This window comes from Microbacterium natoriense (assembly GCF_030816295.1).
GTDB classification, from domain to species: domain Bacteria; phylum Actinomycetota; class Actinomycetes; order Actinomycetales; family Microbacteriaceae; genus Microbacterium; species Microbacterium natoriense_A.
Genome location: NZ_JAUSXV010000001.1, coordinates 1,060,930 through 1,079,765, shown reverse-complemented (window position 1 = coordinate 1,079,765; position 18,836 = coordinate 1,060,930). Strand labels below are relative to the sequence as shown.

The window sequence follows — 18,836 nt, the reverse complement described above, 5'->3', positions numbered from 1 at the left end:
GGGTCGCCTTTCGGCGCTCAGGCTCGCCAGCATCCCTCGATGTGGTCGTCGACCATGCCTGCCGACTGCATGAGCGCGTACATCGTGGTCGCGCCGACGAATCGGAACCCCCGTCGGCGCAACTCCTTGCTCATCGCGGTCGACTCCGGCGTGACGGCCGGCACGTCGGCCATGCCGCGAGGGCGGATGCCGGATGCGGACGGCGCGAACGACCACATCAGCTCGTCGAGCTCACCCTCGGCCATCTCGCGCACGATGCGCGCATTGCCGATCGTGGCCCCGATCTTGGCGCGGTTGCGGATGATGCCGGCATCCGCCATCAGGCGCTCGACGTCGCTCTCGCCGAACTCCGCGACGATCTCGGGGTCGAAGCCCGCGAACACCTCTCGGAACCGCGGGCGCTTGCGCAGGATCGTGATCCAGCTGAGCCCCGCCTGGAAGCCCTCGAGCGCCATCTTCTCGAACAGCGCCCTGTTGCCGTGCAACGGGGTTCCCCACTCCTCATCGTGGTAGCGCCGGTACTCCGCGTCGTCGCCGACCCAGGCGCATCTGTCTCGTGCGTCGGGCCCGGTACGGAGCGACGTCATGCGAAGGTCGCCGCGTCGATCACGAACCGGTAGCGCACGTCGGAGGCGAGGACCCGCTCGTAGGCGGCGTTGATCTCGGATGCCGGGATCACCTCGATCTCGGCGGCGATGCCGTGCTCTGCGCAGAAGTCGAGCATCTCCTGGGTCTGCGCGATGCCGCCGATGTTGGAACCGGCGAGGATCCGGTTGCCGCCGATCAAAGACATCACGCCGACCTCGAGCGGTTCGCCGGGGGCGCCGACGCAGACCATCGCGCCGCCCACATCGAGCAGGCCGAGGTACGAGCGGAGGTCGACCACGGCGCTCACCGTGTTGAGGATGACGTCGAACGATCCGCGCAGCTGCTTGAACGTGGCGGGGTCGCTCGTGGCGAAGTAGTGATCGGCGCCGAGACGGATGCCGTCGTCCTTCTTGCTCAGCGTCTGCGAGAGCACGGTGACCTCGGCGCCGAGAGCGTGTGCGATCTGCACGCCCATGTGGCCCAGACCGCCCATTCCGACGACCGCGACGCGGGTGCCGGGCCCGACGTTCCAGTTGCGCAGCGGCGAGTACGTGGTGATGCCGGCGCAGAGCAGAGGCGCGGCCTTGTCCAGCGGGAGTGCATCGGGGATGCGCACCGCGAAGCGCTCGGTCACGACCACCTGCTGCGAGTAGCCGCCCTGCGTCACGGTGCCGTCGCGGTCGACGCTGCCGTAGGTGAAGACGGCGCCCTCGAGGCAGAACTGCTCCTGGCCGCGCAGGCAGCTGCGGCACTCCCCGCACGAGTTCACCAGGCAGCCGACGCCGACCCGGTCTCCGACGGCGTGCGCTGTGACGGCATCGCCGATCGCGGCCACCGTGCCGGCGATCTCATGTCCGGGAGCGAGCGGGTAGCGCTGCGGGCCCCAGTCGCCCCGCACGGTGTGGATGTCGGAGTGGCAGATGCCTGCGAAGGCGACGTCGATCAGGATGTCGTTCGGGCCCAGCTCGCGGCGTTCGATGAGGGTCTTCTCGAGCGGGGCTGCTTCGCGGGGTGCGGCGTAGGCGGTGACGCGGGTCATCGGGTCCTCTTTCGGTGTGATGCTCTCCATTCTTCCTGTTCCGCGCCCGCTCGGTCGCCTTCCGCCGCAGCCGGGCGGGCGGTACCGTGGCGGTACGACTCTGGAGGGAAGTCCCATGCGTCCATCGACCGTGCCCGCGCGGATCATCACCGCGGTGTTCTCCGTCATCGTCGCACCCGTCGGCGTCGGCGTGCTCAACGCCGGCGGGAGGACCTGGCAGTACGCCTTCGGCGCATACGGGGGCGTCGACGCCGCCGAGTTCGCAGGTCCCGTCCTGCTGCAGGCGCTCGGCATCCTGCTTCTGCTCGCCGTCGTCGCGACCGGGTTCTGGAGCTCCGCCGGGCTGCTCGCAGTCGGCGTCCTCTCCGTGGTGCCGATCGTGCTCGCGTTGTTCCCCGTCCTGCTCCTGGACATGTATCAGAGCCCGCTGCCGATGGAGTGGGTCGACGGCATGATGTACGGCATCCCGCTCGCCCTGTTCCCCGCCTTCGGGGCCATGGGGCTCGTGCTGCTGCTCTCGAAGAGGTACCCCGCACGGCCGAACACCGCTCTGAGCGTCGTCGGGCTCTTCGTCGCACCTGTTCTGCTCATCGCCGGCGCCTGGTTGCTCACCTTGGGACTCGCCAGGGGCACGCTCGTCGCCCTCCAGCAGTTCCGGTTCGACTTCGCGATCGACGCGGCCGCCTCGGTCCTCGCCGGCGTCATCCTGATCGTCGCGGGCATCATGACCACCCGATGGTCGCCGTTCGCCCTGCTCCTGCCGGCACTCGTGCTGCTGATCATCACGCCGATGTCGCTGACGCCGGTGAGCGGGTTCTACGATCTGATCTTCCGCACGTCCATGGATCTGAGCCGCGCGCTCCTTCCGCTGCTGCTGACGGGCGCCGGCGTCGCTGCCGCGCTGAGCTACGTGCTGTTCACGGTCGTGCTGCTGCGGGCCCGACGCCGGGCCAGAGTCGGAGGTGCACCGATCGGCCCGTATGCGCAGCCCTACCCCTACCCGCCGGCTCAGCCCTACCCAGCAGCTCAGCCGGCGCAGACCTATCCGCCCGCGCAGCCGCCGGCATATCCCGGTCAGCCCCACGCGCAGCCGTAACCACCGGTCAGCCCCACTGCCTGCTCGGGGATGACTGAGGTGGCGCCCGTCGTCTGAATCCGCGCAGGAATCCGATGGCAGGCGCCACGTCATCGAGTGAGCAGCGTCAGCGCTTCTTGGCCTTGAGCGCCTTCTCCTGCACGGGGGCGTTGCCGGATGCTGCGAGCTCGGCGTAGTACGCCCGGGCCTCGTCCTGCCTGATCTTCTCCGCACCGCTCGCGATCGGGGCGCGCAGGTGCTCCTGCTCGTATCCGAACGCGTCGACGAGATCGAGAGCGTACGGGCGCAGGCGCGCGCACAGGCGGTCGATGTAGCTCGACACGGCTGCGGCGCGCTGCGTCGACAGTCGCCCGTTGATGAGGTACCAGGCCAGGTGCTTCTCGACCAGCTGCAGACCGAACAGATCGCGCAGCCAGGTCAGAACCTTCTTGGTGTCGGCATCCGTCGCACGATTCACGCCGTCGGTGAACGCCTCCCACTGCAGCAGCTCGCCGTGGGCGCGCGCGGCTTCGATGAGCTCTGCCTGATTCTCGTTGAACAGGCGCGCGCCGAGCTCCTTGTCCTTGCCGGCGGCACGCAGCCGTCCCGCGATGTCCGCGATCATCTGCTGCACGCGGCCGGTGAGGAGCTCGTGCTGCTGTTCCTCGCGAAGTCCGTTCTCGACAGAGCGGGCGGTCGAGCCGAGGTCGGCGACGGCCTGGCCGAGCTGCCGGAGGCCGGCGCCGTGGAAGACCTTGCCCGCGGTCTGACCGACCGCGAACTTGGCGAGTGCGGCAGCATCCTTTCCCTTGAACTGCGCGGCGTAGTCAGTGAGCAGACGCTTGCCGACCAGCTGCAGCAGCACGTTGTTGTCGCCTTCGAAGGTGACGTAGATGTCGAGATCTGCGCGCAGGCCCACCAGACGGTTCTCGAACATGAACCCGGCGCCGCCGCAGGCCTCCCGGGCCTCCTGCAGCGTGTCGAGCGCATGCCACGTCGACAGCGGCTTGAGAGCAGCGGCCAGAGTCTCGAGGTCTTCGCGATCGTCCGGGGTGTCGGTGCGACCCGAGAAGACGCCGTCGAACTTCTGCAGGAACTCGTCGTGCGCGAAGATCTGCGCGTAGGTCGTCGCGAGCCGCGGCAGCAGACGGCGCTGGTGCTTGCCGTAGTCGAGGAGAACGACCTCCTGGCCATCGGCGCCGCCGAACTGGCGGCGCTCGGTGGCGTACGTGATTGCGATCTTCAGACCGAGGGCCGAGGCCCACGAGGCGGCGCCGTCGAGCGACACGCGACCCTGCACGAGGGTGCCGAGCATCGTGAAGAATCGGCGGCCAGGGCTGTCGATCGCGCTCGAATAGGTGCCGTCGGCGGCGACGTCACCGTAGCGGTTCAGCAGGTTCGTGCGGGGGATGCGCACGTGGTCGAAGCTGAGCCGGCCGTTGTCGATGCCGTTCAGGCCGCCCTTGAGCCCGTCGTCCTCACGGCCGATGCCGGGGAGGTCGGAGCCGTCGTCACCGCGCAGCGGCACGTAGAAGCAGTGCACGCCGTGATTGACCCCGTTCGTGATCAGTTGAGCGAAGACCGTTGCGGCGATGCCGTGCAGGGCGGCGTTGCCGAGATACTCCTTGGTCGCCGCGCGGAACGGCGTGTGGATCACGAACTCCTCGGTCGCGGGATCGTAGGTCGCGGTGGTGCCCACCGAGGCGACATCGGAGCCGTGGCCGATCTCGGTCATCGCGAAGGCGCCAGGGATCTCGAGGCTCATGATGCCCGGAAGCCACTTGTCGTGATGCTCGGCGGTGCCGAGCTGCAACACTGCCGAGCCGAACAGGCCCCACTGCACGCCCGACTTGATCTGCAGACTGGGGTCGGCGACCACGAGCTCTTCGAACCCGGCGATGTTGCCGCCGTTGTTCTCCTCGCCGCCGAGGCGCTTCGGAAACGCGCGATGCACGGCCTTGTTCTCGACGAGCAGATGCAGCTGGCTGAGCACGCGCTCGCGGTGCTCGTCCTTGCCGAGGTCGTCCTTGCGCCAGAACGCCGGGTCCTTGATCATCTCTCGGGCCTGACGGCGGGTCTGCGCCCAGGTGCCCATCAGGAGCTCGTTGATCTGCTCCACATCGAGCTGCGGATTCTTCACTTCGGACACGGTGGCGACGTCGACCATGGCGTTCCTCTCAAAGGACTCAGGGATACGTCAATGGTAGGTCTGCGACAACATCAAACGAACTCGCGTGTGGGGTTCACACAAGCGGATGCCGCGACGTCGCCGGGTCTCGTTGTCACCACCGCACAGTCGCGGCCGCGCGTCCCCCGGCTCCCTCAGCGAGCGACGATGCGCGCCGCGGAGCTCCTGCGGGGCCACAGTCGCATCGCGCCGCCGGTGCGTGGTCAAATCTGCATCTGAATCCGCCGCCGGAGTTGCACATCTGACCACCCACGAGCGGCTGCCGGTCTACGCGAGCGAGGACGCGCGGGGTGGCGGTGCGGTCTTCGCCTCGTTCCAGCGCTTCACGACCCCCACGCTCAGACGCTGCCAGGTGCGGTCGCGGATGAAGATCGAGTCGATCGCGATCATCGTGAGCGAGAACCAGGGCAGGCCCATCAGCACCGCGATGCCGACGTGGAAGGACAGGATGCCGACGAGTGCGATGAGCCGGGTCGGCCGCGTGAGCAGCGCGAGCGGGAACGCCACCTGCAGCAGGATCGATCCCCAGCTGAAGAGCACGACCATGGGTCCCCAGGTCGTGACGAGGTCGCTGAGCACCGGCCAGGTGCCGAACCGCATGGTGTGCAGCGGGTTGTAGACCGCGTATCCCTGCTCCCACGGAGCGCCGCCGGCCTTGAACAGCGCGCCGGACGCGTAGACGAAGCAGACCTGCGCGGTGAGCGCGACCAGTGCGAGGTTGTGGAACACGGTGCCGAGCAGAGCCGGCTGGCTGCCTGGAGCGAACCACTCCCCGCTCTTCGCACGACGACGGGCGTCGAGCGACCAGCGAGCGGCGGGGTCTGCGAAGAACAGCAGGAGCAGCGCGATGCGGAACATGTTGTCGCCCTGATCGCCGACCATGTCGTTGGCCTCGATGAAGCCCACCCACATGCAGAAGAAGATCGGAAGCACGATGCGGAAACGCCAGCCGAGCACGAACAGCACGGCGAGCACGGCCAGCAGCACGTACAGCGCGGTGTAGACGGCGTCGTTGCCCATCGCGGCGTGGAACGCGCTGAACACCCAGATCTTCGGGAAATCGCTGACCGGCTCGACCATCTCGCCGTTCCAGGCGGAACCCGCACCGAACGTGTAGAGCCGCGTGCCGAAGTTCGACGCCAGCAGCCCGAGCGCGGTGACGCCGAACAGTATGCGGGTCACGGCGAGGCCGTACAGCGCCTTCTTGCCGCCGAACAGCCAATCGAACACGAATGCCGAGATGCGGTCGACCGCCGACAGCACCATGTTCCAGAAGCCGGCGATCATCGAGGCGGCGAAGGTCAGCAGACGCGCGGGCAGCGACGCCTGCGGAGTCTCGGGCTCCGGTGCATTCTTCTTCTGCGGAGCGGATGCCTTCGACGCAGACTTCGTGGGCGCAGCATCCGCCTTCTTCTTGGTGTCGGGCGCGACGGTCACTGCTGGGTCCTCTCGAACTGGGCGCGGAAGACGTCGGCGAAGTCCTCGCGGCTCTGCCCCTTCTCTTCGATCGGCAGGCGCCAGCCTGTCGTCGCGAAAGTGGGGTCGGGGCGCTGCGCATTGGGATTGTTGCGCTGGGCGAACGGGACCACGTTCTGCCGGCTCACGCGGTACTGCACCTTGACGACGGCATCCGCTCCCCAGATCGCGTAGGCGACCTGGGTGGCGTACGCGGTGGCCAGATGCTCCGCCGCCATGTACTCGGTCGTGTCGGGGTTGTCGTCGCCCTCGAGCTTGTCGAAGGAGCGGACCATCCAGTCCTCCCAGTCATCCTCGTCGAAGTCGAGCGCGGCAACGGCCTGCTGTTCGCCGCTGAGGTCGTTGTAGGCGTTCATCTGGTTGCTCGCGACCTCGCTGGACTGGATGCCGGCGCGAGGGGGGAACAGGTTGTAGCGGATCATCGAGAGTTCGACGTCGGTCGCGCTGACCCAGCCGGTCTCGGTCTCCTCGCCGTCCTTCTCGATGAGGGCGCGGACGTTGAAGTGGTAGTCGCCGTTGATCGGCTCTGGGGCGAAGACGCTCCAGGACTGGCCGAACATGGGCAGCATGTAGCTCGCGAGCACGTTCTGGGTGGGGATCTCACGCAGCGCCGAGTACGGCGCGATCCACAGGAACGACGCCCCGACATGCCAGAGCGTCAATAGGCACGCGGCGAAGGCGATGAGCTTCACCCACCAGGTCGGCCGCGGTCGGGAGGCGACGGTCGCGTCGCTCTGCACCGGTTCAGTGTTCGTGCTCATCGAAAAGGTCCTTCTCATCACTGAAGGCCGGGGCCGCCCTGAACGGGCGACCCCGACCTCTGTCAGCGTCTCACTTACTCTGCGGTGACGGTCTCACGCTTGGAGCGTGCGACCAGCGCCGTGCCGAGACCGAACATCAGGAGCAGTGCTCCGAGGACGATCCAGCCGTTCGGCGCGGTGCCACCCGTTGCGGCGAGGCCCTTGGCCACGACCTGGAACGTACCCGCGACACTGCCCGACTCTGCGCCGGTCAGGGTGACGGTGTGCGTGCCCAGGTCGGTGCCGGCCGGGATCGCCCACGTGAAGGTGACGGTTCCCTGCGCGTTGGCGACCTGGGTGCCCAGTGCCAGCGGGTCGGAGGTCATCACACCGGTGACGACCTCGCCCGGCTTGAAGCCCGTGCCGACAGTGGTCTGCTGCTGGCCGCGCTCCAGGACCGGAACCTTCACCGTGATGCCGAGCTTGCCCGTCGGGTTCGCGTTCGCCGAGGCGGACGCGGTAGCCGACGTGGTGGCGCTCGCCGTGGCCGTTGCCGTGGCGTCAGCCGCAGCAGTGGCCGAGGCGGTGTTCGACGACGTGGCGTTGGCCGCGATCGAAGCTGCCGCGTTCGGGTCGGCGTCAGCCGATGCCGACGTGTCAGCCGCGCTCGTGGACGTCGCGTCCGTCTGCGCCGCCGCCTGAGCGGATGCCGCAGCTGCAGCATTCGCCTCGGACGTGGCCGTGGTCGATGCATCGGTCGATGCGTCGTCCGTCGCGGCCGCCTCGGCTGCGATGTTCGCCGAGGCGTCCGCAGCCGCCGTAGCGACGCTCGTCGCGTCTGCGAGGGCAGCGACCTGAGCCGCAACCTCCGCCGAAGCGTTGCTGTCATCATCCGCCTGAGCCGAAGCTGCCGCCGACGCCGAGGCGTTGGTGTTCACCTCAGCCGATGCCGTTGCCGTTGCCGTCGCGTCCGGGTCAGCCGCAGCGGTAGCCGTCGAGGTGGCCTCGGCCACCGCGTCAGCCGACGCCGTGGTCGACGCTGTGGCGATCGCCGCGGCAGAGGCGTTCGCCGCAGCGGACGTGCTCGCATCGGACGTCGCCGAGGTGTCGGCCTCCGTGTTGGACGTGGCGTCGGCGAGAGCCGCAGCCTGAGCGGCGATGGCCGCACCGGCGTTGGCCGCCGAAGTGGCGTCGGCGGTGGCCGCAGTCGACGAGGTCGCTGTTGCCGCGGTCTCCGCCGCTGCGCTCGCGTCGATGTCGGCTGCCGCGGAGGCGTCCGATTCGGCTTCAGCGTAAGCAGCCGCCTGAGCAGCGGCCTCGGCGACTGCCGCGGTCGATGCGTCGGCGTTCGCCGATGCGGTGGCCGAAGCCGTCGCATTGGTGTTCGCCGATGCCTCGCTCGAGGCCTCCGTCGATGAATCAGCGGTTGCTGCCGAGTCGGATGCGACCGAGGAGTTCGCCTCCGCAGCGGTCGAAGCCGCAGCGTTCACGTCATCCGACGCGTCAGCCTGTGCCGCAGCCTGAGCAGCGACAGCTGCCGAAGCGTTGACATCGGCGTCAGCCGTGGTCGAGGCCTCCGAAGAAGCGGTCACCGTGGCCGCAGCCTCGGCTGCCGCCTCAGCGTCGGCCGTGGCCGCAGCAGAGGCGATCGCGGTCGCGTCGGAGAAGGCCGCAGCCTCAGCCGCCGCCTGTGCGGACGGGTCGCCGTCAGCGGTGGCGTCAGCCGATGCGGATGCCGAGGCCGCCGCGTTGGTGTTGACGTCTCCGCCGCCACCGGCTGTGACCTCAGTCGTGTCGGTCGCGGTGACCGTACCGGCTGTCGCCGTCACCGTGTAGCCGGTGGCTGCGGGCGTTCCCGGGGGCACCGGGTACGTCGTGGTGAAGGCGCCGTTCGCGTCGGTCTGAACGAGCACCGGACCGCCGACGTTGGCACCGCCACCAGGAGCGGTCAGCTGCAACGACACCTGAGTGTTCGCGGGCCAGCCGGAACCGGTGACCGGAAGGCTCGTGCCTGCCTGGACCTGAGCCGCCGCGTCGACCGCGGCGACGGCGAGCTCAGCCGCACGCACCGTGGAGGACGCGAGGTCGAGGTTCAGCGCGCCCAGGCCCGGGAGGAGCTCGAGGCTGATCGCGTTCACCGTGAACGACTCGGCGCCGAGGATGCCCGGCGTCGGCTGCTCGTTGATCGTGATCTCCACGACCTCGTTCAGCGCGTCGAACAGCGGGCTCAGCGCGGTCACAACCGGGTTGATGATGCCGTCGATTGCCGGAGCGAGACCCGTGGTCACGGTGGTGACCAGCGTGTTGATGACCGGCGCGAGCGTGGACGTGAGCAGGTTGATCACCGGGGTGGTGACGAGGCTGAGCACGCCGCCGAGCGGAATGCCCGCCAGGTCGCCGACGACTGCCACGACCGGGGCGCCGGGAATGGCACCCGTGAGCTGGCCGAGCTTCGCGTCGACGGTGATGTCGACGTCGGCGTTGAGCAGGAGAGCGGTCACGTGCGCTCCGAGCGTGATGTGAACGCTCAGGTTGTTGATCAAGTCGGTGACGACGGTCGTGACCTTGGTCGTCAACGTGCCCAGAGCCGCGGAGACGGCCGAGGTGATCGCCGTGATCGTCGTGTCGTCGAGGACGAGCGTGTTCGGGGCCAGACCGTTGAGGTCTGTCGCCGCCGGCCCGTTCACGATCTTCGCGAGATCGACTGAGATGAGACCGTTCGCGAGATCGATCGACACGATGCCGTTCGGGTCAGCGAGCGGCTCCGCGATCAGGGTGTTCGTCGCAGCGGTGATCGCGGCGTCGAGTCCGTCGATCGCGATCGTGCCGCCGCCGATCTGCACCTGCAGAACGGCTGGAACGCCCAAGTCGAGGTCGACTGCGCCGACGACGGTGTCGAGGACTCCCCCAGCCCCCACTGCCGTGTTCAGCGTGTCTCCGACGCCGTTGAGCACTCCGCCGAGAGAAGTGGCCACTGTGCCCACGAGCGGGCTGGAGACGTTCAGCTCGAGGTCCGCGACCGTGTACTCCGACGCGAAGTCGACCGTTCCGGCAGCACCGGTCGCCGTCGCGGTCGACGCGATGGCGCCCAGCTCGAGGCCGAGGTTGTCGACCACCTGGTCAGTGATTCCCGCGACACCGAGCTGCTCGAGCACATCGGTCAGGTTGACCTTCGCGTTGCCGTAGGCGCCGGGGTTGTTGATGTCGGTGGCGATCGCGCCGTCCGAGGTGATCGCTCCCGCACTCGCCGTCGAGGTGTTCGCCGTGGGCGAGCCTGCGAACGAGTTGAGGGCTCCGAGCTCGCCGAGGTCGAGAAGACCGGCGCCGCCGGGTCCCGAGATCAGCGGAAGCTGCAGGCCACCGCCGAGGTCGACGGTCAAGCCCTCGAGCAGGGTGACGTTGAGCGGCGTGACGTTCGGGCCCAGGTCGCTCGGGTTGCCGCTGATCGCCTGTGAGACATCGAGGATGCCTCCGCCGAGCAGCTCGGTGCGGATGACCTGGCCGAGTGCCTCGGAGTCATCTGTCGGTGCGGCTGTGGCGCCCATGGGCACCAACGCGCTGGTGAGAATCACAGCGCCCGCGGTTGCCGCGGCGATGCTCCCACCGATTGCTCTGCGTTGCCGCAGAGACTTCCCCTCAAATATTCTCATTTGCCTCTCCCGTGTGATGCGGACTGTGTTCGCGTCACGCGGCCCTCCCCAGGCGCCGACGACAAGTCGGCAGAGCGCATGCCATGCCAGTATCTCGGTATCCCTAGGGTATGTCCAGCAAATGCACAGACTTCCGTCACACCGCGAGCGAATCGTGACAATCGCCTCGCCCTCGGGCCGCCAGCCCCGCGCCGCCAACGTCGAAACGCCCCCGCAGACGGCTGCGGGGGCGTTTCGAGGAACGGGGGATGCTTACAGCGACAGACCGTGTCCGAATCGGAACAGCGGGTCGGCCGTGTCGAAGGGCACGTCCGGCCGCGACGCCTCGACTGCGGCCATAGAGCTCGGCACGTCGAACGGCAGTTTTCCGGTCGCCGTCACTGCACCCGTCAGCACGTCGAGCAGCGCCTCCGAGTTCGCTCCCCAGTTCGCGACGACCGCGTTCGCGGCGTCGACGATCGGACCGAGGATCGCCGGCCGATCGAGGAACACGTCCACGACCGTCGGGACGGATGCCGCGATCTCCGCGACATGGGCGACGACCTCCTCGGGGAAGTCGAGGGAACCGGCATGGAAGAAGTTCTCGAACATCGTGGCGCGCTGCTCGTACGGAGCCTGGATGCGCAGAACCGCCGCATCCGCTTCCTGAGGAGACCCGACCACCTCTCCGAACCGTGCGGCGACCTCCGGGGAGATCCCTTCGACGTACAGCTTCAGCCCGCGGCGCAGCGGGAGCACGCCATCGTTCGAGAGCACCGCGATCGACGCGCGCTGCGCCTGCTCGCCGGCCGCACGGAACTCCGCCGACCCCACGATCGCGTCCGCCGCGGACACATCGACGTACGGATCCTCGAAGAGGCCGAGCTCGAACTTCTCACGCAGCAGACGGCGTGCCGAGACGTCGAGGCGCTCTTCGGAGACCTCGCCCGAGCGCACCAGGTCGATCAGCAGACCAGTCTCGCTCTCGCCGCCGAACTGGTCGGCCCCGGCGTCGAGGATCTTCACCATCCGCTCGGCGGGGGTCAGGTGCTCGACGCCCCACGCGCGGGCCGAGAAGTCGGCGCCCATGATCGGCTGGTCGGTCACCAGCCCCCAGTCGGTGCACACGATGCCGTCGAAGCCGAAGCGCTCACGGAGCAGGCCGGTGAGCACACCCTTGTTGAATCCGAAGCCGACCTCTTCGTACTGCGTACCGACCGGCATGCCGTAATAGGGCATGATCTGCCGTCCGCCCGCGGCGAAGATGTCCTCGAAGGGCGTGAGATGGTGCTCGAAGTTGTCTCCGGGATACACCTGCTCGCGTCCGTAGTCGAAATGCGGGTCCTCGCCGTCCTTCTGCGGGCCGCCTCCGGGGAAGTGCTTGGTCATGGTCGAGACCGAGCCCGGTCCGAACGACGCACCCTGGAACCCGCGAACGTAGGCGGCTCCCAGCCGGCCGGCGAGCGCGGCATCCTCTCCGAAGGTCTGCAGCTGGCGCGCCCAGCGCGACTCGGTCGCGAGGTCGACCTGCGGGTGCAGCGCGACGCGGATGCCGACCGCCGTGTACTCCTGACGGGCGATGTCGCCGAAGCGCTGAACCAGCTCGGCGTCGCGCGTGGCGGCGAGGCCGAGAGGCTCGGGCCACTGCGAGAACGGGCCGGCGAACATCGTGGCGCCAGGGTTGTCGCTGAATGAATGACGCGGATCTGTCGAGATCGACACCGGGATGCCGAGGCGGGTGGATGCCGCGAGCTCCTGCAGCCTGTTGTGCCAGGCGGCGATGTCGCTCGCCTTCGGCGCGACGCCGAGCAGGTTGAAGTGGTTCATGTGCCGGCCGACGACGTACTCGCGGTTCGAGGGGATACCGAAGTTCGCATCGCCCTCGGAGAGCTCGCCACCCTCGCCCATCACGATCATCGTCTGGAAGAAGAGACCCGCCTTCTCCTCCAGAGTCATCTCGGCGAGCAGCAGCCCGACCCGCTCCTCGATCGGCAGCCCGGCATCGAGCCAGGGACGTCCACTCTGTTCGGTCATGGTCACTTGACTCCCTTGATGCGGTAGACGAGAACGGCGCCGGCGAGCGCGACGAGCGCGCCGAACAGGTACCAGGTCGGGTAGCCGCCGAGCGGCGTGGCCGCACCCAGGGCGATGACTCCTGGCGCGATCGCCGGAGCGATCGACTGAGGCAGAGCGTTGGCGATGTTCAGCACGCCGAGGTCTTTCGCGACGTCATCCGCGTTGGGCAGCACCTCGGTGGCGAGCGCCAGGTCGACGGAGAGGAACGACCCGGCCCCGAGGCCGATGATCGCCTGCCCGATGATGACGACGGCGATGCTCGGCGCGACCGCGAGGATGACGAGGCCGACCACCATGATGACGCCCGCGATCGCGACGAACGGACGCCGCTTGCCGACCTTGTCGGAGAGGAACCCGCCGAGCGGCGAGGAGACGGCCATGGCGGCCATCGACGCGAGGTTGGCGGCGAGGATGACGCCGACGGCGCCCTGCTCGTCGAGGCCGAACTTCGTGACGAGGTAGAGCGGGAGGAAGGTCGCGATGCCGGCGTAGCCGAACATCACCAGGAACTTGGTGAGCCAGGTCCAGCCGAAATCGGGATGCTTGCGCGGGTTGAAGACGAACGAGCCGAAGAACATGCCGATCGTGAACTTCTCGGCCGGCTTCTCGGTGAGCACACGGTCTTTGAGAATCGCCACGAAGACGACCGCGAGGATGAGGCTGATCACGCCGGGCACGACGAAGCGCTCGAAGTCGCCGGGGAGGAAGTTCACGATGAAGCTGCCGGCGAGGATGCCGATGGGCGTGGTGATGCCGACGAGGCCCGAGACCTTGCCACGGCTCGACACGGGCACCTGGTCGGGAAGGGTCGCGTTGGCCGCGGCCAGCACGGCGTTCATCGATGTCTGCACGAGGCACCAGGCGAGCAGCACGACCCAGACCGAGGATGCCGCGCCGATCAGCGCGAAGCCGCCGAGGCCCACGATCGCTCCGCCGAGGATCCAGGGACGACGCATGCCCCAGCGCGAAGTGGTGCGGTCGGAGAGCCGCCCGACAAGAGGATTGGCGATGAGCGCGAACGCCGCGCCGACACCCATCACGAGCCCGAGGCTGCCCTCGGTGTTCACGGGGTCGAGGTGCTGCACCTTGAAGGCCATCGAGACCATGACCGGCGTGAGCAGTGCGAGGTAGACGCCGAAGTTCACGGCGGCGAGGCCGGGCGTGTATCCGCGCGGGGTCTTCTCCGGCGTGGTTCCGGGGAGCTTGAAACCGGTCGTTCCGGCAGCGGCGGCGCTCGCCGCCGATGACAGCTCTGTCATGGGAGATCCTTTCGGGCAAGGTTCCGCCGGTCGTCCACGACGCGGCGCGCAATCGACGATACCTCAAATTCGACCGTTTGGTAAGTGAATGTCGACCGATTGGTAATGCGCGAGGATAGAGTGACCTTGGAGGATGCGATGACCAGCACCCGGAGCGCTCGCGCCGCTGCCACACGGCAGCGCATCCTCGACGCCGCACACGAGCTGTTCGTCTCCCAGGGCTACCGCGCCACGTCGCTGCGCGACATCGCGGCGGCGGCATCCGTCAGCCACCCGGGGCTCCTCGGACATTTCGCGTCGAAAGACGACCTGCTGGCCGAGGTCGTGGCGCAGTTCGAGCAGGACAACGCCGACGTCTTCACCGTGGTCGTCGCAGCGGCTGAACCCGGCGCGCTCATGTTCTCTGAGCTCGCGGCGCGCAACGCCACCACCCCGGGCTATCTCGAGCTGTTCGCGGCGCTCACCGGCGAAGCATCCGCTCCCGGCCACCCGAGCCACGAGCGCATGCGCGAACGATACGCCGACATGCGCGCTCTCACGATCGATGCGCTGCAGGACGCGGTCGACCACGGTGTCATCGCCCCCGATCGCGACGTCGAGGCGGAGACCACTCGAGCGATCGCGGGGTGGGACGGCCTGCAGCTCATGGCCCAGTACCTCCCCGATCGCGTCGACGTCGTCGACATGCTCGAAGAGCGCGAGTCCCTGTGGGCCACGCCCGTCGGCTGGCGGGATCCCGGCGAGCAGGAGACGTCTGCGGAGAGCGCCGGTCCGTTGCCCGAGCTCGTCATCGGCGGACCGGACGACCACGACGACGAATCGGGTTACGCCGCTGGTCGGCGGCGTCGCTCGCAGATCCTCGCCGACGCCATGCAGCTGTTCGCCCGTCGGGGCTACGGCGACACGAGCCTTCGTGACATCGCTCAGGCGGTCGGGGTCTCGAAGTCGACGCTGCTTCACCACTACCCGACGAAGGAGGCGCTGCTGGGAGCCGTGCTCACAGAGCGTGACAAGGCGATCCGCGTGCAGGGTGAGACGGCCGACGCCCGTCGGGCTGCTGACCTGCTGCGCGGGATGCCATCGGGGGCGGTGCACAACGCGGTCGACGAACCGGGCCTGATCGAGGTGTACGCCGTGCTGTCATGCGAGGCCGTGCCGGCTTCGCACCCGGCGCACGCCTACTTCCAGAACCGCTTCGCCCGCAGCATGGAGTACTTCACCGAGGTGTTCCGGCTCGCGCAGCTCGACGGCGATCTCCCCGCACACCGCGACCCGGAGCGCGAGGCGGTCTGGCTCATCGCGCTGTGGGACGGCCTGCAGTACCAGTGGCTCTACGATCGGAACGCCGTCGACGTCGCAGCTCAGCTTCGTGCGCACCTCGAGGACGTGCTGCCTCGGCGGTGATCAGCGCGCACTGAGGTTCTGAGAGGATCGAGGCATGAGCTCAGCGGGGGGCAGATCGACGACGCCTGCGAAGACGGCGTCTGCCAAGCGGGCCGCCCCCGAGGGCGGGAAGAAAGTCTCAAAACCCGGGCTCCTGCGGAACTGGGGCATCATCGCCCTGGTCGCGTTCGGGATCTGGGCGGTCTTCTTCGGCATCCCGGCACTGATGAGGAACGTCAACGCACCGCCGATCTCGGAGGATTTCGGGATCGAAGACGCCGTCGTCGCGCTGCGCCTCGATGCTGACGAGGTGTCGTACCTGGTACTCGTGAACGAAGCCGGCGAGACCCGCTCCGTCCAACTCGACGAACGCGGATTCGAAGAGTCAGGGCTCGCCTGGTCGGAGGCAGGTCTGAGCACCGGCGGACCGACGGACGAGTACCTTCTGCGTGACGACGGACTCACCCGCCTGCCCCTGCCCGCTGCAGGCGAGGCGCCCTCAGAGCGGGGCCGGTTCGCCCTCGGCGACGGATTCGCCGTCTACACCGGCTCAGCCGAAGGCCAGCAGCTGGCGTTCGTTGATGCTGCAGCCGACGAGTTGACGGCGGTCGACGCCGGCTACACCAGCACGGCGCTCGCGGCCTGCGGCGAGGAGCTCGTCCTCGTGGGCGAGACCGGCGTGCGCACGGTGACAGCCGAGACGACCGACTTCGACGGTCTCGGAGTCTTCGACGGCGTGCAGGCCCTGGTGTGCGAACAGGATCGTCTATACGGCCTCGACGAGATCGTCTCCGACGAGAGCACCTCGCATCAGACGCTGCGCGTGTGGGATCGTGCGACCGGCGCGTCGAGCTCGGTCGAGATCCGTTATCCGGAGGCCGTGAGCGCCTGGACGTACGGCGCTCCCTTCGTCTGGGAAGGGCGGCTGTACTGGACTGCACAGTCGACTCTGTGGTCGGTTCCGCTCGTCTCCAAGACCGACACCGTCGAGGCTGAGGCCGCAGCGGACCTGAGCGGTTTCATCGGCGACTACTGGCCCGTCGTCCGCACCGACGAAGGAGTGCTCGTGGAGGCCGGTGGTCGCGTGTTCGGGGTCGCCGACGACACGGACTTCATCAACCCCAGTCGCGGCGAGTCTTACGACAAGCTCCTGGGACTCGCGATCTTCAGCGCCGACGTGGGAACGGGCGAGCGCAGGATCGAGATCGAGGTCGACGGCATCGACTTCCCGCGGAAGGACCTCCACGTCACAGCGATCGCCGTGGACCCCGAGTGGGCCGCAGAGCGCTGAACGCGGGCGCTCAGGCTGCGGAAATCACCGCGAGCACGCCCTCGCCGTAGGCCTCGCGCTTCTTCGCGCCGATGCCGGTGATGCCGTCGAGATCGGCGAGCGATGCCGGCCGGTGCTCGGCCAGAGCACGAAGCGTGGCATCGCCGAACACGATGTAGGCGGGCACGCCCTGCTCCCGCGCGGTCTCGGCGCGCCAGGAGCGCAGCGCCTCGAAGAGCGGGCGGTCACCGGCATCCAGCGCGTCCGCGGCGCTCGCCTTCCGGGCCCGCGAGGTGGACGCCGGCCTGCCGATCGTGTCTTTGCGCAACGGCACCGGGATCTCGCCGCGCAGCACACCGGCGGCAGGTTCGCCGAGCGCCAGGGTTCCGTAGTCTCCCTGCGCGACGAGGATGCCGCGGGCGAGGAGCTGGCGGATGACGCTGCGCCAGTCCTGGTCGGACAGGTCTGCGCCGATGCCATAGGTCGCGATCTGCTCATGCCCCTGCTGACGGATGCGCTCGGTCGAGGCTCCCCGGAGGATGTCGATCAGATGCCCGGCGCCGAAGGCCTGATTGCGTTCGCGCTTGAGCCGGACGATCGTCGACAGCAGCTTCTGCGCGGGCACGAGCCCGTCGAACGTGTCAGCGGGCTCGAGGCAGGTGTCGCAGTTGCCGCAGGGCTGAGAGTCCTGCCCGAAGTATCCCAGGAGGTTCTGCCGTCGGCACTCGACGGTCTCGCACAGCGCGAGCATCGCATCGAGGTGCTGCCCCATGCGCATCTTGAACGTGCGGTCGCCGGGGCTCTGGTCGATCAACCGCCGCTGCTGCACGACATCGCCCAGGCCGTAGGCCATCCATGCGATCGACGCCTCGCCGTCGCGGCCGGCTCGCCCCGTCTCCTGGTAGTACCCTTCGACGGACTTCGGCAGGTCGATGTGGGCGACGAAGCGGACGTCGGGCTTGTCGATTCCCATGCCGAAGGCGATCGTGGCCACCATGACGACGCCGTCTTCCCGGAGGAAGCGCGACTGGTTCGCCGCACGGACCTCGGCCGGAAGACCGGCGTGGTACGGCAGCGCATCGAAGCCCTGCGCGACGAGGTAGGACGCGGTCTGCTCCACCGACTTGCGGCTCAGTGCGTAGACGATGCCGACGGATCCGCTCGGCTGGGAGCGGATGAACGCTACCAGCTGCTTGCGCGGATCGACCTTCGGCACGATCCGGTACTGGATGTTCGGGCGGTCGAAACTCGCCACGAAGTGCTTCGCGGCCGCTCTTCCGTCGGCACCGTCGAGGCGCAGGCGCTCGGTGAGCTCCTTGTGCGTCTCGCGTGTCGCGGTCGCGGTGAGAGCCATGCGCGGCACGCCGGGGAACCGTTCGCCCAGGTCGCCGAGAGCGAGGTAGTCGGGGCGGAAGTCGTGGCCCCACTGCGACACGCAGTGGGCCTCGTCGATCGCGATCACGCTGAGCGTGCCTCGCTGCAGCAGCGAGGTCGTCGCCGGACTCGACAGCCGCTCGGGGGCCACGTAGATGAGGTCGAGCTCGCCGGCGACGTACGCCCGCTCGACCTCGCGGCGCTCGTCGAGAGACTGCGTCGAGTTGAGGTACGCGGCCTTCACGCCGTTCGCGCGCAGCGCGTCGACCTGGTCGTGCATGAGGGCGATGAGCGGGCTGATCACAAGCCCCGTGCCCTCGCGCACGAGAGCGGGAACCTGATACGTGATGCTCTTGCCGCCGCCGGTCGGCATCAGCACCACGGCGTCTCCGCCGCCGATCACCTGCTCGACGATCTCTGCCTGGTCGGCGCGGAACTCGTCGTAGCCGAAGACCGTGTGCAGGGCCTCGCGGGCGGTCGCGTAGCGGCTCGGCGTCGCCCGCCTCGCACCCGCGGCGGACGCCGCCACAGGTGTCACCGGGCCCGGACCCCAGTCGAGCGGCGGCTCGTACCCGGCACCCTGAGGCTCCCAGTCCATGGGCTCCGGCGCATCGCTCGGCTCCCACCCGTCGCCCCAGGGCTCGTCTGCATACGGCAGATCCTCGTAGGGGTCACGGGAAGTCTGCGGCATCCCTCCAGCGTAACGACCCGCGCCGACACCAGGCCCGCGTTCTCCACA

The 18,836-nt window shown here is 68.5% G+C and carries 12 protein-coding genes; 3 read left to right on the top strand and 9 right to left on the bottom strand.

Features of this window, described 5'->3' with window-relative positions:
• Positions 1-17 precede the first annotated feature (17 nt).
• Both QFZ53_RS05075 and QFZ53_RS05070 read right to left on the bottom strand, forming a co-directional pair.
• Positions 18-587, bottom strand: coding sequence for a DNA-3-methyladenine glycosylase I (locus QFZ53_RS05075; RefSeq protein ID WP_307294236.1), 570 nt, complete (start codon positions 585-587; stop codon positions 18-20).
• Positions 584-1,627 carry an NAD(P)-dependent alcohol dehydrogenase gene (locus QFZ53_RS05070; RefSeq protein ID WP_307294233.1) on the bottom strand — a complete coding sequence of 348 codons (1,044 nt, stop codon included), beginning with the start codon at positions 1,625-1,627 and terminating at the stop codon, positions 584-586. Before QFZ53_RS05070 ends, QFZ53_RS05075 begins: the two co-directional genes overlap by 4 nt.
• A gap of 115 nt (positions 1,628-1,742) precedes the next feature.
• Here QFZ53_RS05070 and QFZ53_RS05065 point away from each other — a divergent pair, with 115 nt between their 5' ends.
• Positions 1,743-2,723 carry a hypothetical protein gene (locus QFZ53_RS05065; protein WP_307294232.1) on the top strand — a complete coding sequence of 327 codons (981 nt, stop codon included), beginning with the start codon at positions 1,743-1,745 and terminating at the stop codon, positions 2,721-2,723.
• 106 nt (positions 2,724-2,829) lie between these two features.
• Here QFZ53_RS05065 and QFZ53_RS05060 read toward each other — a convergent pair whose 3' ends face one another.
• The 6 genes from QFZ53_RS05060 to QFZ53_RS05035 form a co-directional block, all read right to left on the bottom strand.
• The gene (locus QFZ53_RS05060; RefSeq protein WP_292907605.1) at positions 2,830-4,869 is read right to left on the bottom strand and encodes an acyl-CoA dehydrogenase family protein; all 2,040 of its coding nucleotides are present in this window, start codon (positions 4,867-4,869) and stop codon (positions 2,830-2,832) included.
• A gap of 288 nt (positions 4,870-5,157) precedes the next feature.
• Positions 5,158-6,327, bottom strand: a complete 1,170-nt coding sequence (locus QFZ53_RS05055) for an HTTM domain-containing protein (protein ID WP_373426236.1) — start codon at positions 6,325-6,327, stop codon at positions 5,158-5,160.
• On the bottom strand, positions 6,324-7,127 hold the full coding sequence (locus QFZ53_RS05050) for a DUF5819 family protein (protein ID WP_307294230.1): 804 nt from the start codon (positions 7,125-7,127) through the stop codon (positions 6,324-6,326). The genes QFZ53_RS05055 and QFZ53_RS05050 overlap by 4 nt, the downstream gene beginning before the upstream one ends.
• Before the next feature lie 74 nt (positions 7,128-7,201).
• Entirely contained in the window at positions 7,202-10,678 is a 3,477-nt protein-coding gene (locus QFZ53_RS05045; protein ID WP_307294227.1) for a choice-of-anchor G family protein, read from the bottom strand.
• 330 nt (positions 10,679-11,008) lie between these two features.
• Positions 11,009-12,769, bottom strand: a complete 1,761-nt coding sequence (locus tag QFZ53_RS05040; protein WP_307294225.1) for a glycoside hydrolase family 3 protein — start codon at positions 12,767-12,769, stop codon at positions 11,009-11,011.
• Positions 12,770-12,771: 2 nt separating this feature from the next.
• Complete coding sequence (locus tag QFZ53_RS05035) at positions 12,772-14,070, bottom strand: MFS transporter (protein WP_307294222.1); 1,299 nt, start codon at positions 14,068-14,070, stop codon at positions 12,772-12,774.
• A gap of 138 nt (positions 14,071-14,208) precedes the next feature.
• Here QFZ53_RS05035 and QFZ53_RS05030 point away from each other — a divergent pair, with 138 nt between their 5' ends.
• Positions 14,209-15,474: a TetR/AcrR family transcriptional regulator gene (locus QFZ53_RS05030; RefSeq protein ID WP_307294219.1), complete on the top strand. Its 1,266-nt coding sequence runs from the start codon at positions 14,209-14,211 to the stop codon at positions 15,472-15,474.
• 34 nt (positions 15,475-15,508) lie between these two features.
• Positions 15,509-16,744 carry a hypothetical protein gene (locus tag QFZ53_RS05025; RefSeq protein ID WP_307294216.1) on the top strand — a complete coding sequence of 412 codons (1,236 nt, stop codon included), beginning with the start codon at positions 15,509-15,511 and terminating at the stop codon, positions 16,742-16,744.
• Between the two features lie 10 nt (positions 16,745-16,754).
• On the opposite strand, the gene recQ is transcribed toward QFZ53_RS05025, so the two are convergent.
• Positions 16,755-18,788 (bottom strand): DNA helicase RecQ, encoded by a 2,034-nt coding sequence (gene recQ, locus QFZ53_RS05020; RefSeq protein WP_307294212.1) that lies wholly within the window; start codon positions 18,786-18,788, stop codon positions 16,755-16,757.
• Positions 18,789-18,836 lie beyond the last annotated feature (48 nt).